The 14,729-nt window shown below is 70.3% G+C and carries 14 protein-coding genes; 2 read left to right on the top strand and 12 right to left on the bottom strand.

Annotated elements, in window-relative coordinates; translation table 11 throughout:
* Positions 1-151: 151 nt before the first annotated feature.
* From RT054_RS13240 to RT054_RS13205, 8 genes are all read right to left on the bottom strand, one after another.
* A complete protein-coding gene (locus tag RT054_RS13240; RefSeq protein WP_313024364.1) occupies positions 152-1,129 on the bottom strand; it encodes a triphosphoribosyl-dephospho-CoA synthase in 978 nt (325 codons plus the stop codon).
* The gene (citX, locus tag RT054_RS13235; RefSeq protein WP_313024360.1) at positions 1,126-1,794 is read right to left on the bottom strand and encodes a citrate lyase holo-[acyl-carrier protein] synthase; all 669 of its coding nucleotides are present in this window, start codon (positions 1,792-1,794) and stop codon (positions 1,126-1,128) included. The genes RT054_RS13240 and citX overlap by 4 nt, the downstream gene beginning before the upstream one ends.
* Complete coding sequence (gene citF / locus RT054_RS13230; protein ID WP_313024357.1) at positions 1,791-3,383, bottom strand: citrate lyase subunit alpha; 1,593 nt, start codon at positions 3,381-3,383, stop codon at positions 1,791-1,793. The genes citX and citF overlap by 4 nt, the downstream gene beginning before the upstream one ends.
* Positions 3,380-4,423, bottom strand: a complete 1,044-nt coding sequence (locus RT054_RS13225; RefSeq protein ID WP_313024355.1) for an aldolase/citrate lyase family protein — start codon at positions 4,421-4,423, stop codon at positions 3,380-3,382. Before RT054_RS13225 ends, citF begins: the two co-directional genes overlap by 4 nt.
* Positions 4,424-4,467: 44 nt before the next feature.
* Positions 4,468-4,752, bottom strand: coding sequence for a citrate lyase acyl carrier protein (gene citD / locus RT054_RS13220; protein WP_313024352.1), 285 nt, complete (start codon positions 4,750-4,752; stop codon positions 4,468-4,470).
* Positions 4,752-5,831 (bottom strand): [citrate (pro-3S)-lyase] ligase, encoded by a 1,080-nt coding sequence (gene citC, locus RT054_RS13215; RefSeq protein WP_313024349.1) that lies wholly within the window; start codon positions 5,829-5,831, stop codon positions 4,752-4,754. Before citC ends, citD begins: the two co-directional genes overlap by 1 nt.
* A 294-nt stretch (positions 5,832-6,125) precedes the next feature.
* The gene (locus RT054_RS13210; RefSeq protein WP_313024346.1) at positions 6,126-6,314 is read right to left on the bottom strand and encodes a hypothetical protein; all 189 of its coding nucleotides are present in this window, start codon (positions 6,312-6,314) and stop codon (positions 6,126-6,128) included.
* 334 nt (positions 6,315-6,648) lie between these two features.
* Positions 6,649-7,146: a LytR C-terminal domain-containing protein gene (locus RT054_RS13205; protein WP_313024534.1), complete on the bottom strand. Its 498-nt coding sequence runs from the start codon at positions 7,144-7,146 to the stop codon at positions 6,649-6,651.
* A gap of 136 nt (positions 7,147-7,282) precedes the next feature.
* On the opposite strand from RT054_RS13205, the gene RT054_RS13200 reads away from it, so the two are divergent.
* A complete protein-coding gene (locus RT054_RS13200; protein ID WP_313024344.1) occupies positions 7,283-8,944 on the top strand; it encodes a helicase HerA-like domain-containing protein in 1,662 nt (553 codons plus the stop codon).
* A 234-nt stretch (positions 8,945-9,178) separates the two neighbouring features.
* On the opposite strand, the gene RT054_RS13195 is transcribed toward RT054_RS13200, so the two are convergent.
* The 3 genes from RT054_RS13195 to RT054_RS13185 form a co-directional block, all read right to left on the bottom strand.
* Positions 9,179-9,952: a DUF4352 domain-containing protein gene (locus tag RT054_RS13195; RefSeq protein ID WP_312717830.1), complete on the bottom strand. Its 774-nt coding sequence runs from the start codon at positions 9,950-9,952 to the stop codon at positions 9,179-9,181.
* Between the two features lie 147 nt (positions 9,953-10,099).
* The gene (locus RT054_RS13190; protein WP_313024341.1) at positions 10,100-10,285 is read right to left on the bottom strand and encodes a hypothetical protein; all 186 of its coding nucleotides are present in this window, start codon (positions 10,283-10,285) and stop codon (positions 10,100-10,102) included.
* Positions 10,286-10,297: 12 nt separating this feature from the next.
* Positions 10,298-10,885 carry a hypothetical protein gene (locus RT054_RS13185; RefSeq protein ID WP_313024339.1) on the bottom strand — a complete coding sequence of 196 codons (588 nt, stop codon included), beginning with the start codon at positions 10,883-10,885 and terminating at the stop codon, positions 10,298-10,300.
* 196 nt (positions 10,886-11,081) lie between these two features.
* Here RT054_RS13185 and RT054_RS13180 point away from each other — a divergent pair, with 196 nt between their 5' ends.
* The gene (locus tag RT054_RS13180; protein WP_313024336.1) at positions 11,082-12,692 is read left to right on the top strand and encodes an alpha-amylase family glycosyl hydrolase; all 1,611 of its coding nucleotides are present in this window, start codon (positions 11,082-11,084) and stop codon (positions 12,690-12,692) included.
* A 196-nt stretch (positions 12,693-12,888) separates the two neighbouring features.
* Here the strand turns inward: RT054_RS13180 and RT054_RS13175 are convergent, their stop codons facing one another.
* Positions 12,889-14,121 (bottom strand): hypothetical protein, encoded by a 1,233-nt coding sequence (locus RT054_RS13175; protein WP_313024332.1) that lies wholly within the window; start codon positions 14,119-14,121, stop codon positions 12,889-12,891.
* Positions 14,122-14,729: the final 608 nt, after the last annotated feature.

The raw sequence follows: 14,729 nt of genomic DNA, 5'->3' as shown, positions 1-14,729 counted from the left end.
CTCGGACCGCGGAGTCGTCCGCTGACATCTTTGCAGTTCAGGGAGCCGGCCCCGTGAGGGGGAAGTCGTCGACTCCGCTGTTCTTGCCACATGGGTCGCGTGTGTGGTCCCCGCTCGCCGGGGACGCCGCCCCGATCGGGGCGCGGCCAGGTCAGTCCTGGACCGGGGGGAGGGTGGAGAGCCAGATCGTCACGGCCAGGAGGTCGGCGGTGCCGCCGGGGGAGAGGTGGGCGTGGATGAGTTCGTCGTCGAACGACTCGACGAGCCGGACGTAGTCGGGGTTGAGGGCGCCGCCCTGGGCGAGGATCGCCTCGGCCCGACGTGCCACCCACGACATCGCCTCGACGCCGCCGCGGTGGGCGAGGTTGGTGTCCGAGTTGACGGACAACAACGCGAGCAGGGCGTGGAGCAGGGCACGGTCGCGCATCATCGGGCCGAGCGCGAGGTGTGGCTGCGCGTTGAGGATCTCGAGGGCCTCGCGGTAGGCGACGAGGCCGACCTCGCGCGCCGCCGCGTACCCGGAGGCCGCCTGGCCGCGGGCACCGGTGAGTCCGTGCTCGCGGTAGAGGCGCTCACCTGCGGTGACCGGGGCACGGTCGCTCGCGACGAGATCGTCGAGCAGCACCGTGGTGGCGAGTCGTCCGACGTCGTCGCACACCCCGACGTCGATCCGTCGCCCCTCACCGAGGCGCCGTCCGGCGCACCCGAGCAGGAGACCGAACGCGAAGATGGCGCCCTTGTGGGTGTTGACCCCGTCGGTCGCATCGAACATCACCTGCTCGAGGGTGCGCCCCACGGCCCGCAGATCGGCGAGGAACCTCGCGTCGTCATCGTCATCGTCATCGTCGCCGTGGCCATCGCCCTGGCCGAGACCAGGGCGGCTGCCGGTGCCGTTTCCGTTCGCGTGCTGCGCCCCCACCAGGGCGAACTCCACCCACCACGGGCCGAGGGCGTCGGCACTCGCGGTGAGGGTCCGCAGGTCCATGTCGATGTGCGCGCCGTCGTTGCGGTGGTCGACGAGGCCGGGTTTGGGGGTGAGGCGGGCCTCGATGCGCAGGGCCGAGTCGACGAGCCGAGCAAGTCGGTCGAGGTCGGCGTTGACGGAGCGCGACACGACGCGGCCGTTCATTCCAGCACCGCGGCGATGGCCGAGGCGAGGGTCGGGAGGTCGTGGGCCCGGGAACGGGCGCACGGGGCGGCGGGCCCGTCACACACGAGGCAGCGGCGCGGCGGTGAACCGACGTCCGTTCGGGCGAGTGGGCGCCCGTCGACGACCACGTCGAGGTCGAACAGCCGGCCCCACGGGTGGGCGTCCTCGACGGTGACGAGACGCCGCTTGACCTCGGGTGGGGGGAGAGCGAGCACGAGGTACCCCTGCGGTCCGGCCAGGGACTCGTGGGCCTCGCGGTGCCGGAGAGCCTCGGGGTCGAACGCTGCCGCGGCAGCCTCCATGGCCGCCGCGAACACCGTCGGTGCCCAGGGCGGGTTCTTGTCCGGGCCCGGCGCGACCAGCGTGAGGCTCACGACCGAGGCGACGGGCGGACCGCCGTCAGCGGCACCGTCAGCACCGAACTCCCCGGCCAGCGTGCGCTGGCGGGCGGCCCGGGCGTCACGCGCGGCGAGCACGTCGCCGAGTCCGGCCGCACCGGTGGGGGGTCCGCCGACCCGGCCATCATCGAGCCCGACCCCCGGGGCGACGCCGTCGGGTGTGGTGTCCGGCCCGGCGAGATCCGCGGTGTCGGAGACGTCGGTGAGCGGAGGGGGGTGGGGATTCTCCTCGAGTGCGGTGCTCATCGGACCGTCCCTCCTGCGACCTGTCGGACGACGTCGATCACGCTGCCGTCGCGGTAGCGGATGAGGCCGACGATCCGGTCGTCGAATTCGATGGGGGCGGGCACCCCGGCGATGGCCGTGGCGCGGGCGTGGAGTTCCTCGATGGTCGTGACGGGCAGTCCGGCGGCGAGGAGTCGTTCGCGCACCTCGGGTCGGGAGGGGTGGACCGCGATGCCGTGGTCGGTGACGAGGACGCCGACGTTCTCGCCCGGGGTGACGAGCGTGGTCACCCGCGGCACGACGGTGGGGATTCGGCCACGGATGAGCGGGCCGACGATGATCGACAGGTTGGCCCCCGCCGCGGTGTCGCAGTGCCCGCCGGAGGCGCCCATCATCACGCCGTCCGAACCGGTGACGACGTTGACGTTGAAGTCGAGGTCGATCTCGAGGGCCGAGAGGATGACGAGGTCGAGCGCGTCGACGGCCGCCCCCTTGCCGAGGGGGCTCGCGTACTCGTCGGCCGAGATCTCACGGTGCCGCGGGTTCTCGGCGAGGGATCGTGCGGCGACGGTGTCGAAGCTCTGCACGTCGAGGATCCTCTCGATGAGTCCCTTCTCGTGCAGGTCGACGATCCCCGCGGTGATGCCGCCGAGGGCGAACCCGGCCGTGACGCCACGGCGCCGAAGGCGCGATTCGAGGAACCTCGTGGCGGCCGTGGCGCTGGCGCCGGAGCCTGTCTGCATCGAGAACCCGTCGGTGAAGTATCCGGAATGCTCGATGACGTCGGCGGCGTGGCGGGCGATGAGCAGCTCGCGGGGGTTGCTCGTGATGCGGGCGGCGCCGACGCTGATCTTCGCGGGGTCGCCGATCGTGTCGACGGTGACGATCATGTCGACCTGGTCCTGCGTGAGGCTCGCGGGCAGGTGGGGGTAGTCGGCGATCTCCTCCGTGAGCAGGACGACGCACCCGGCACGCCCGGCGTCGACCTTCGCGTAACCGAGTGAGCCGCAGCGGGACCGCCCGGTGACGCCGTCGGCGTTGCCCATCACGTCGCACGCGGGAACGCCGAGGAACGCGACATCGACCTGCAGTTCGCCCGCCTGCATGAGGGCGACGCGGCCGCCGTGGCTGTGGATGTTGATCGGCTCGTCCATGAGCCCTGCGGAGATCTGCCGCGCGAGCTCGCCGCGCATGCCGGAGGTGTAGATCCGGGCGATGACCCCGTTGCGGATGTGCTCGACGAGGCCTGCGTGGCAGGAGTTGAGTGAGCTTCCGGCGAGCGTGAGGTCCTTGAACCCCATGCGCGCGAGGGTGTCGAGGGTGAGGAGCAGGCACGCATCGCCCTCGCGGAAGTGGTGGTGGAAGGAGATCGTGCCGCCGTCGACGAGCCCGGACTCGGCGATCGCGGCCTCGAGGGAGTCGCGGACCTTGCGGGAGCGCTTCGTGGCGGGGTCGGTGAGATGAGGCGTCGCAGCCGCCCAGCCCTCGAAGAGCCGGTGTCCACCGAGCGCCGTGCGGTCGGCCTCGCCGAGGCCTGCGAGTCTGTCCCGACTGCTCGACCCCTGCCCGCGTCCACGCATGCCGGAGGACAGGGTGCTGGTGGCGGTCATGGACGAACCCCTTCCGGTCGGGACGAACTCGTCGGCGCTCCGGCCCCCGCGGACGCTCGTGTCCTCACACTCGTCGTCACCCCTCCAGATTCACGCCGCACCCCGGAGGACGCGGCGTAGCGCAGGGTGCGGCGGGCGGCCTCGATGATCGGAGCGTCGATCATCTTGCCGCCCAGGGAGACGACGCCGAGGCCGTCCTCGGCGGCGCGCTCCGCGGCCTGGACGACGAGTCGGGCGTGGTCGAGTTCGTCCTGGGTCGGCGCGTAGGCGTTGTGGAGCAGGTCGATCTGGCGTGGATTGACCAGCGACTTCCCGTCGAAGCCGAGGCGCCGGATCGTCTCGACCTCCGCGAGGAACCCGGCCTCGTCGTCCACATCGGAGAACACGACGTCGTAGGCGGCGATGCCGGCGACGCGCGCGGCGTGCAGCACGGCGCACCGGGCGTAGAACAGCTCGGACCCGTCGCCGCGCGTGGTCCGCATGTCGATGACGTAGTCGAACCCGGCGAGCGCGATCGAGACGAGGCGGGGGCTGGCGGTGGCGATCGCGACGGCGTTGACGACTCCTGCGGCCGACTCGATCGCGGCCATGAGCCTCGTGGATCCGACCTCGCGCCCGCATGCCCGCTCGATCTCCTCGACGGCGGTATCGAGTTCGGTGATGTCCGCGGCGGTCTGGGTCTTGGGGAGGCGGATGACGTCGGCCCCGGCCCGCACGGCGGCCTCGAGGTCGGGGCGCCCGAAGGGGGTGTCGAGGGGGTTGATGCGGACGACGGTCTCGACGCCGTCGTAGAGACCGCTGCGGAGGGTCTGCATGACGAGCAGCCGCGCGGAGTCCTTCTCGCGGAGGGCGACGCCGTCCTCGAGGTCGAACATGATCGCGTCGGCGCCGTAGATGTACGCGGTCGAGAGCATCGCCGCGTTGGAGCCGGGGATGAACAACATGCTGCGGTGCGGCATCTGCTCGGCGTGGGCGTCGGCGTCGAGGGTGCCCAGCATGTCCGGGTGGGGGTGGTGCGCGCTCGCGCCGGGCTGTGACACGCCTTGCAGCACAGGGTGATCGGAGGATGATCCGGGGAGGGTGGTCACAGTGCGCTCCAGTCCAACGGCTCGTCGCAGGCACGCGCGACGGCGGCCTGCACCCGGGCGCGGAGCGTGCAGTCGAGCGCACCCTTGTCCTCGACGACGACGCGTCCGCTCTCCACGGCCAGGGCGTCGAGGGTCTCGGCGACGACGGCGCGGATCTGGGCGCCGAACTGCGCCTCGACGGTCGAGACGACCGTGACCTCCAGGGTCGGAAGCGGTGACACCCGCACGACGGCATCGCTGGATTCCAGTGTGCCCGCGAGGGAGTCGTGAACGATGTGCATCACGCACCTCCACTGGTGGGGGAGTGGACGAGGGTCCGGGTCGTGGTCGCGGGTGCGTCGCCCGCGGCCAGGAGGCGGAACGTCGGCAGGGGGACCAGGTCGCGCAGACCCTCGAGGTCGCCGGCGGCGTAGCGTCGTCGGACCTCGGTGGCCGAGACCGCCGCGCCGCCGCGTTCCAGCCGAGGGACCTCCACGACCTCGACCGGGGGTGCGGGCAGATCGCGTCGTTCGAGCCAGTAGTGCATGTCGGCGTTGTACTGCCGCGTCACTGCGCAGAACGGCTCGGTGCCCACGTAGCGGTGCGTGATGCCGAGGGCCGGGGCGATGTGCTGACGGAAGATGAGCAGATCGACGGCGGTGGCCGCGAGGTCGACGATGCCGCGGTCCTTGAGGAAGTACGTGGGGAACGTCGCCTTGCTCACGACGTACCGGGTGCCGGGGTGGACGTGGATGCGGTCGCGCAGATCCATCTCGGCGACCCCCGCACGCACCAGGGCGATCCGCTGGTCGAAGGAGAAGGCCGACGCGTCCTCGCCGACGACGAAGACGTGGAGGTAGTCGCACTCCGCCGCGGCGACGGTGAGCAGGTGCCGGTGCCCGAGCGTGAACGGGTTGGCGTTGAGGACGACGGCGCCGACGCGCTCCCGTTCCCGCCGGTAGTGGCGGAGCTCCTCGGCGTAGGCGTGGACGCCGCGGGGCGTGTTCTCCATCATGAGGACCTGGTCCGGCACCGTGACCACGGGGTGGAACCCGCACGCGCGGAACGCCGCCTCGTTGCGGGGGGAGGTGTAGAGGAACAGGTGCGGCCGACCCCGGTCGAGGGCGAGGAACGACACCTCGAGCATGAGCCGCGGAAGGAGGTCGCGTCCCTGCATCTCCTCGTCCACGGCGACGCACTTGACGACGCTGCCGGTGAGCCCGGCGCAGCCGAGCAACCGGCCGTAGTGGCGTGCGGTGACGACGACTTCGAGCGTCGTGTCGAGGTCGAGGGAGTGGGCCGCGAGGAAGCGGCGGATCTCCTCCATCTCCTCGGGATGGGCGGTGGGGATCATCGCGGAGAGGTCGATCTCGTCGAGCACGACGCCCACTCCTTCGTAGGTCCGACACGCGTGGGGACGGCGCCGGCGACCCCCGTCGGGCCGGTGCCACCTGGTGTGTTCAGCCTAGACGCGCCCCTTCGACCGCATCCGGTGTTTCCCGAGATCGAGGGCGGCCTCGCGGCTCAACCGGACCACGGCGACGGCCCGCGACCGGCGCCTCGCCCGGTGGGGCGGCGCGGGTCACGGGCCGTCGTGAGGTGGGTCGTCGCGGTCTCGACATCGACCGCGATCCCGTGGCGCGAGGCACGCGGGCCTGCGGGGCCGACCGAGGTGTCAGGCGACCTCGGTCTCGACGGCGGCATCGAGCCGCTCGAGGCCGGTCATCTCGGCGAGGAGGCCGGTGAGCTCGGCGAGCTGGTCGTCGTCCCAGGGCGTGAAGACGGCCTCGACGACGTCGACGGCGGTCGTCATTCCCTGGAGCGCGACGTGGAGTTCGTCTGCATGGACGGTGCTGGTGCTCATGGTGATTCCCCGATCTGTCCGCCCGGCCCCCCGCCGGGGCGTCGACTGGTTGCCGACACCTGCCTATCGGCGGGGTGGGCAGGCGTCCAAGTAAGAATTCGAGAAACTTGACGGGCGTCCTGGTCGGGTGTGTGGGTCGCCGGCGAACGGAGTTGTCTCCTGGGCTATTCGGCCCAGCGGGCCGGGTGGCATCCGCGCAGGTCATCGGCCGGACGATGTTCGCCTGATGAAACGCCGTGCAACTCATACGTTTTCGCCGAGATGCAACGCCTGTTCTCTTGGACGTCCAAGATGTTCGCATGGTGAGACGCACCGAGGAGGTCGGCGGCCGGTGTCAGCACGTCGGCGGCGTCGTGGGCGGCTGAACAGCCCCGAAATCGGCGCCGATGACGAGATCGACGGTCGTCCCCTCGCGGGGGATCTCGTGGAGGACGACGCCGCGGATCCGGCGGGCGAGCACCGTCGCGCCGACCTTCCCCGCCGGTCCGTAGCGGATCTCGGCGGGGGAGGTGATGACCGTGCCGCTCGGCGCGTTCGTCGCCTGGCCCACCTCGAAGCGCTGGGCGCGCAGGGTGTCGGCGGTGAGGCCGGCGAGTCCGGCGCGCTCGGTCGCGTTGTAGACGTCGACCGTGATGCCGGCAGGAGGCTCCGGGCAGGCCGATGCGGTCGACGAGCCGGCCGGGGGCGTCGGTGGCGCGGAGGGTGCCGGCTTCTCGGGCCTGAGCAGGCCCCACAGGAGCGTGCCGAGCAGCAGGGCGCCGAGGGCGAGGAGGACGAGAAGCACGGCCCGGCGACGACGGCGCTGGGCCGTCGGCATGCCCGCCTCGTACATGTCCTTCACGGATCCTCCTCGCGTGCAAGCGCCCTCAGGCGCCTGCGTGACGATGCCGGTGGCGTTCACCGGCCACGTCGTCCTCCCCGTCGATCGTCCCACGGCCCTCGGGGCGTCGGCGCCTCGAACACGGCTGATGAGAGGGTTCAAGCGGCGGGTCGGCGCCCGTAGGCTTCGCGTCGTGAGTACCGAGCAGCTCGACGCCATCCGCTCCGGCTACGCCGCCTCCGGGCCGGTGATCCGCCTCGGAGCCGCGGTCTCCGGCGAGGCGACCGCGCCCACGCCGCACGCCGACGTCCCGGTGACCCTCCCGTTGTCGGTGATGAACCGGCACGGCCTCATCGCGGGGGCGACGGGCACCGGCAAGACGAAGACCCTGCAGCTCATGGCGGAGCAACTCGCCACGAACGGGGTGCCGGTGTTCCTCGCCGACCTCAAGGGCGACCTCTCGGGACTCGGCGTGCCGGGGGAGGGTGGGGAGAAGACGCTCGCCCGCGCCGGTGAGGTGGGGCAGGCCTGGCAGGCCCAGGGTTTCCCCGTCGAGTTCTTCAGCCTCGGCGGGCGCGGCACCGGCGTCCCCATGCGGGCGACGATCACCGACTTCGGGCCGATGCTCCTCTCGAAGGTGCTGGGCCTCAACGCGACCCAGACCTCCAGCCTCGGCCTCGTCTTCCACTACGCCGACAAGCGCGGTCTGCCGTTGCTCGACCTCAAGGATCTGCAGGCCGTCGTCCGCCACCTCACCTCCGAGGAGGGCAAGGGCGACCTCAAGGAGCTTGGCGGCCTGTCGAGCGCGACGGCCGGGGTGATCCTGCGGTCGCTCGTCGCGTTCTCCGACCAGGGCGCGGATGTCTTCTTCGGTGAGCCCGCGTTCGACACCGACCACCTCCTCCGCACCGCCTCCGATGGGCGCGGGATCATCTCGTGCCTCGAGCTCCCGGCCGTGCAGGACCGGCCGGCGCTGTTCTCGACGTTCCTCATGTGGCTGCTCGCCGACCTCTTCGCCGACCTCCCTGAGGTGGGCGACGTCGCCGCGCCCCGACTCGTGTTCTTCTTCGACGAGGCGCACCTGCTCTTCGACGACGCGAGTAAGGAGTTCGTCGACCAGATCGAGCAGACCGTCCGCCTCATCCGCTCGAAGGGTGTCGGCATCTTCTTCGTCACCCAGACGCCGAAGGACGTGCCGACGGGTGTGCTCGGGCAGCTCGGCAACCGGGTGCAGCACGCCTTGCGCGCGTTCACCCCGGAGGACGAGAAGGCCCTGCGTGCCACCGTGAAGACGTTCCCCAAGAGCGACTACGACCTCGGCGAGCTGCTGCAGAGTCTCGGGATCGGCGAGGCCGTCGTCACGGTGCTCTCGGAGCGCGGTGCCCCGACCCCGGTCGCGTGGACCCGGATGTGCGCGCCGCAGTCGCTCATGGGGCCGATGCCGCCGGAGCAGATGACGCAGGCCGTCACCGCCTCACCGCTGTCGGCGACGTACGGCCAGGCCGTGGACCGGGAGTCGGCGTACGAGATGCTCGCTGCGCGCGTGGCCGGCGCGGGAGACGCCGCCGAGGCACCGGTGTCGACCACGACCCCGCCGCCCGCCCCGCCCTCGAGCGGTGGCCCCCAGCCCATCCCGATCCCGCAGGATGACTCCCGCCCCCGCCGCACGCCCGCGACGAAGGACGAGCCCGGGGTGTTCGAGCAGGTCATGGACAACCCGATGATGCGCTCGATGCTCCGCTCGGCCGGCACCACCCTCGGCCGTGAGATCACCCGCAGCCTCTTCGGCACGGCCCGACGGCGCCGCTGACGGCGGGAGAGCGGCCGGGGTCTCCGCCCTTCCGTCGTACACCGATGCGGGGCGCCCGAGTCGCGCCGGGCAGAACCGCTGGTCGGGGGCCGAGGACGACGAGCCGGCCCGCCTCCGCGGCATCGGTGTACGACGGAAGGGCGCTCGTAGCCGAAACGGGCCGCCTCGTCGGCGACGTCGCGCCGCAGGCGGGGGCTTGTGCGCGCGAAGTCGGCCCGTCCGCGAGGACCGGGCTCACAGCCCCCATTCGGCATCGTCGAAGACGACCGAGGAGACCTTGCCCTTCGCCGGGATCTCGAAGAGGATCCACCCGGCGACGGTGCCTCCGGGCTTGAGGTCGATGTTCATCGGAAGGGCCTCGTCGAGCGCGGTTTCACCGAGCGGATCGGCGTCGTACGCCTGACCCTGCGCGGTGTACACCTTCGCCCCGAACCAGCTCACGTTCTCGTACGTCTCCTTGCCCACGTTCTTGATGGTGACGCGCGCCGCGACGTACTTGTTGCCGGCGTCCGGCGTGACGAATTCGTTCGTCGACGTGACGGAGGACTTCACGTCCGTCACCGTGACGGAGGCGCGTCCGCGCCCCCCGAAATCGTCGATCACCACTGCCTTGCCGACGGCGACCGTCTTGTCACTGCTCGAGACATCGGCGCCGGCGGGTTGATCCTTCGCCCCGGTCACGTCCTCCGCGGAACTGTTGGTCGTCCCGGTCTGCGGGGAGGAGTCCGATGCGGCGACGACACCGACGACCACCCAGAGGAGGCAGGCGAGCAACGCGAGGATGGAGAGCACGAGACCGGCGATGGCAGAGCCCCGATTGGTGGCGCGGCCGGCGTTCGCCCTCATGAGCCCGGGGATGGACAACCCCAACCCGATGAGCGCCAGGGGAGCTCCGAGCAATCCCAGGACGGGGACGGCGCAGATGACCGCGGCCAGGATGCCGACGATGAGCGCGGCGGTGCCGAGACCGTTCTCGGGGGCGGCGATGCGGGCGGGTGCAGTGGTCATGGTCGTCCTCCGTGGGATGTGCCGAATCGTCGGCCTGTTCATGTGCCAGTCTCACCGGTCGTGCCCGACGTGAGCACAAGCGGGGAACGTCTCGGGGTGTCGGGACCGAGTGCCCCGTGCGGGAGACGTACCGCTCGGAAGGACCGGTCAGAGAGTCCACTCGGCATCATCGAGGACGACCGAGGCGATGGTGGCGCCTGCGGGGACCTCGAAGACGAGCCAGCCGTCGATCTTGCTGCCGGGTTTGAGATCGATGGTGTCGGGGAGGGCCGGTCCCCGGGTGGAGGAGACCAGGGGGAAGCTCGGGTATCCCTGGCCCTCGCTGGTGTACACCTTGGCGCCGATTCAGCTGATGTTCTCGTAGGTGTCGCTGCCCAGGTTCTCCACGATGACGTGGGCGGCGACGTACTTGTTTCCCGGGCTCGGGGCCATCCAGGCCTCCTTGCCCTTGACGCCGGGCGCGAAGTCGTCGACGACGAAGGAGGCCTTGCCGCTGCTCAGCAGGCCGCCGACCACCAGATCCTCGCCCTTGGCGACCGTGCGTGTCGCCGACGAGCCCGTCTCCGAGTCGGTGAAGGTGCCGACGGCCAGCGGCATCACGTCCTCGGACGAGGCGCCGGTGGGGTCGATGCCCGACAACATGGCAGCGGTGAACCAGAAGATCGCGAAGCCCAGGGCGGCGACCGACAGAACCAGGCCGGCCGCCGCGATGCCGAAGTTCGAGGCATCGCCGGAGTAGGCCCGCATGACGCCGAGAACCGACAACACGAGGGCGATGAGCGCAAGGGGGACGCCGAGCAGTCCGATGAGGGGCACGGCACAGACGAGGGCGGCGAGGATCCCGAGAACCAGTCCGGCGATGCCGAGGCCGTTGTGATGGTCCTGCGGAACCACGAGGCGGCCGGCCGCGGGCCGGTGGGCGACGGTGGTCATGCTGCCTTCTTCCCTGAAGCTGTCGGCGACGAATCCGTTCGTTGCAGCCACTCCTCTGATCGGCGTCGGTGCTCGCAGGGTGAGGGTCCTGGACGACGAACCTGGACCCTCACGATCGGCGCGTTTCCCCGGAGCGCGAGGGTGGAGGATCAGACAGCGCGGCGCTGCGTGACCCGTCTGGGGGAGGATCGGGTCCATGACGCCCACCTGGTTCCGTGACGCCGTCATCTATCAGATCTACCCGCAGTCGTTCGCGGATTCGAACGGCGACGGGATCGGTGACCTCCGTGGCGTCATCGACCGGCTCGACCATCTCGCCTCCCTCGGCGTGGACGCGATCTGGTTCAACCCGTGCTTCGTGTCGCCGTTCCGGGACGCCGGGTACGACGTCGCCGACTACTTCACCGTCGCGCCGCGGTACGGCACGAACGAGGACCTCGTCGAGCTCGTCGAGGCGGCGCGGGAGCGGGGGATCAGGGTGCTGCTGGACCTCGTCGTCGGGCACACCTCGAGCGACCACCCGTGGTTCCAGGCCGAACTCGCCGCGGAGGGCCCGGCACCCGAGGGTGACCGGTTCGTGTGGTGTGCGGAGCTGCCGCACCGCTCCTCCGCGTCGACCATCCCCGGCACCCCCGGCTGGGTGCCCTCGCCGGGGCCGCGCCCGGGGTGGTATCTCCGCAACTTCTACGACTCCCAACCGGCGCTCAACTTCGGGTGGACGACCCTCCCGCCCGACCAGCCGTGGCGCGACGGCGTCGATGACCCCGGCCCCCGCCGCAACGTCGCGATGCTCCGGGAGGTCCTCGATTTCTGGCTCTCGAAGGGCGTCGCGGGGTTCCGGGTCGACATGGCGTTCTCGTTGGTCAAGGACGATGCGGGCAAGAACGCCGGGGCGGCGGCGTCGGCGGCGATCTGGCGGGAGCTGCGGGCGTGGATGGAGGGCGCCCACCCGGAGGCCGTCCTCCTCCCCGAGGGCGCCGAACCCCGCACCGGGGCACCGTTCGCCTTCGACGCCGACTTCTTCCTCGTCATCCACGAACCGCACGGCAGCCTCTTCGACAACCACGCCGCCGGGCGGTTGCCGTTCCATCCGCCGCACGAACCGTTCTTCGACGCGGCGGGTCGCGGCAGCACCGAGACGTTCCTCACCGCGTGGGAGGCGGCGCGCCGGGAGGATCCGGGACGTCCGATCGTCATGGCGACGGCGGATCACGACTTCGACCGCCTCGTGTGCGGACCCCGCACCGCCGAGCAGCTCGGCGCCGCCCTCACGTTCCTCTTCACGTGGGGGAGCGTGCCGTCGCTGTACTACGGCGACGAGATCGGGATGCGGTATCTGCCGGGTCTGCCCGACGTCGAGGGCGCGGTGTGCCACCCGGACTACAACCGGGCGGGGTGCCGGTCGCCGATGCAGTGGGACGACGGCCGGAGCGCGGGCTTCTCGAGCGCACCCCCGGAGGACCTCTACCTGCCGATCGACCCCGACCCCGCCCGCCCCACCGTCGCCGCGCAGGAGGGCGACCCGCACTCCACCCTCGCCCTCGTCCGCCGGCTCGTCGCCCTGCGCCGCCGCGTTTCGGACCTCCGCACCAGCGCCCCCACGACCGTCCTCCACCGCGGATACCCCTTCGTCTACCGCCGCGGGGAGTCGCACCTCATCGTCGTCAACCCGAGACGTGAGCCCGGCCGTGTCGTCGTCGCGGGCGCGTCCGGAGGATCGGCACTGCTCGGAGAGGGCGTGAGGATCGACGGTGACGAGGTTCGTGTCGACGGGTTCGGATACGGCGTGATCTCGCTGCGGGATTGATGGCGTCGCCGCGCGAGGCGGGTGCCAGGTCTGCTCGACCCGCTGAACGGCAACGGGTCTCTCAGCGCCCTTCGACTGACTCAGCCTGGCGAAAGCGGACATGAACACTGACGTGAGACAGTGCTGCCCCCTCTCGCCGGAGCGAGAGGGGGCAGCACTTCCGCGGCGTGACGCAGACCAGATCAATCAGACCAGATCACGCAGGGAAGGCGGTGTCCTTGACGGGGGTGACCGTCAAGATTCCCTTGGCGTCGGTTGCCGCTGCGCTCTGGCCTGTACCGACCGAGAGCGTGTAGCCAGCGGCCGGAGTGGCCACGATCGCACCGTCCGCGGGGAGGGTGAACTTGACCTCGGTGCCGTTCTTCGGGAAGGCGATGGTGGTCTTGCCGACCTTCCACGACTTGATCGCCGGGTGCGCCTTCAGCGTCACCACGCGTCCGGTGGTCACGGAGATGTTGTCCTTGACCTCCGCGACTGACAGCGCCGTGAAGGTGTAGTTGTTGGAGGTGACGGCGCCGTCTGCGAACACATATCCTGTCGCGGGCGCAGCCTTCACCGGGAGGGTGGGCGTGGCGGAGGCCTTGACGCCGATCCTCTTGACCGTACCGCTCTTGACAGCAATCGGCTTGCCGGTGCCGACGGTGAACAGAACGCCGTCCAAGCCCTTGATCTCCAGGTAGTCCTTGGTGCCCGGGCCGTCGACCCCCGTGACCAGGTTGCTGACGTTCACTGCGACGGAGCGGTCGGCCGACTGCGTGTCGAGCACCCATTCGGTGACGATCGGCTTGGTCGCGTCGAGGACAAAGCTCTCACTCTCCAGCGCGGCCTTGACCGTCGTCTTCTGGCCGGACACCGCCACCAGCTTGGCCTTCTTATCCGCCTGGTCGACAACAGTGCTGCCCACCGTGTACTTGACACCGGCGACGTAGGGAATGGAGACGTTCTTGTACAGGTTCGTCTTCTTGTCCAGCACCGCTGTCGGCGCCTTCGGCGTGACGCTCTTCGCAGGCACGTTCGTCACCTTCAGCGTGACCGGCTTGACGTCCGCGCCAAGGACATAGCCGGTGGCAGCAGTGGGCGTGAACACGACGGTCGTGGTCTTGGCGGCGGGCTGGGTGCTGAACAGGGCCTTGTTCTCGCCGGATGCGGCCACTTCACTCTCCGAGCCGACCTTCACCTTCCAGGTGACGCCGGTCGTCGCGGTCACGGTGTACGTGTCCTTAGCCCAACCGACGCCGTCGGTCACGGTGGGAGCGGTGGCACTGGTGGCAGGGGTGTCGGCAGCGAAGGCGGCCAGAGCCGGGGTGGTGAGGGCCGCGGCGAGGGCGGCGGCAACGGCGATGCTGGTGGTGCGCTTGTGGGTGCGCGTCGTGGAGGTCATGTCGATCCTTCTTTCTGGGGTATCTTCCGTGATGAGGCTGCGCTTCATGGGGATTGATGCGAGCCAACCTGCCGCCCATTCCGTGGGTGGGGTGTGCGACCGGCCAAAGACGTCCATCAGGGGCGAAGAGGGGGCGCTCTGCCGCCTGCCTCTGCGTCTCTCGCCTGACCTTTCGGCCGCACCCGGTGGATCACGCAGATGTTTGGATCACGAACTGGTAACAGCTCCTAAAGCCGTGGCCTTCATGACGATTCGCGAGGAATCGGTCCAATCTCACTGGGGGCGCGGCAATTTCGCAGCACGTGCAGTCATGACTGCGGCAAGATTGGCCGCCGAAGTTGTTCCGGGCTTTTGGCCGCTGCGCCCAGCTGTGCCGTCAATCGCCGTGGAGTCGCGCTACTTTCGCTCATCTCTGCTGCCTAAACGTCGAGACGCTCGCTCAAGGGGCGCAGTCGGCTGCCGGTGTGGAGTCCGGCGTGCCGTGTTGGTGAGTCGCCGTACGTCCAGGCGCGTCACGATTAGGGTGACGACCACTATGAGTGGGGCCCCGGCTGTGGAGGGGTCGTTGCGGCGAGCGGGGAGCCGCACGCGTGTGGGGTGCTGGGCCGCCCCCTTCATTCGGTCCGGTCGCTCTGTGAGTCGTCGGTTTTGATTTG

The sequence above is a fragment of the Mobilicoccus sp. genome (genome assembly GCF_032060985.1).
Lineage (GTDB): Bacteria > Actinomycetota > Actinomycetes > Actinomycetales > Dermatophilaceae > Mobilicoccus.
The sequence above is the reverse complement of the archived record's forward strand: the minus strand, read 5'-3'. Positions and strand labels throughout refer to the sequence as shown.

Bases quoted from the DNA above. Each gene is read 5' to 3' on its own strand.
- RT054_RS13240 (WP_313024364.1), bottom strand. From the start codon at position 1,129: ATGAACGGCCGCGTCGTGTCGCGCTCCGTCAACGCCGACCTCGACCGA.
- citX (WP_313024360.1), bottom strand. From the start codon at position 1,794: ATGAGCACCGCACTCGAGGAGAATCCCCACCCCCCTCCGCTCACCGAC.
- citF (WP_313024357.1), bottom strand. From the start codon at position 3,383: ATGACCGCCACCAGCACCCTGTCCTCCGGCATGCGTGGACGCGGGCAG.
- citD (WP_313024352.1), bottom strand. From the start codon at position 4,752: ATGCACATCGTTCACGACTCCCTCGCGGGCACACTGGAATCCAGCGAT.
- RT054_RS13210 (WP_313024346.1), bottom strand. From the start codon at position 6,314: ATGAGCACCAGCACCGTCCATGCAGACGAACTCCACGTCGCGCTCCAG.
- RT054_RS13205 (WP_313024534.1), bottom strand. From the start codon at position 7,146: ATGTACGAGGCGGGCATGCCGACGGCCCAGCGCCGTCGTCGCCGGGCC.
- RT054_RS13200 (WP_313024344.1), top strand. From the start codon at position 7,283: ATGAGAGGGTTCAAGCGGCGGGTCGGCGCCCGTAGGCTTCGCGTCGTG.
- RT054_RS13195 (WP_312717830.1), bottom strand. From the start codon at position 9,952: ATGACCACTGCACCCGCCCGCATCGCCGCCCCCGAGAACGGTCTCGGC.
- RT054_RS13185 (WP_313024339.1), bottom strand. From the start codon at position 10,885: ATGACCACCGTCGCCCACCGGCCCGCGGCCGGCCGCCTCGTGGTTCCG.
- RT054_RS13180 (WP_313024336.1), top strand. From the start codon at position 11,082: ATGACGCCCACCTGGTTCCGTGACGCCGTCATCTATCAGATCTACCCG.
- RT054_RS13175 (WP_313024332.1), bottom strand. From the start codon at position 14,121: ATGAAGCGCAGCCTCATCACGGAAGATACCCCAGAAAGAAGGATCGAC.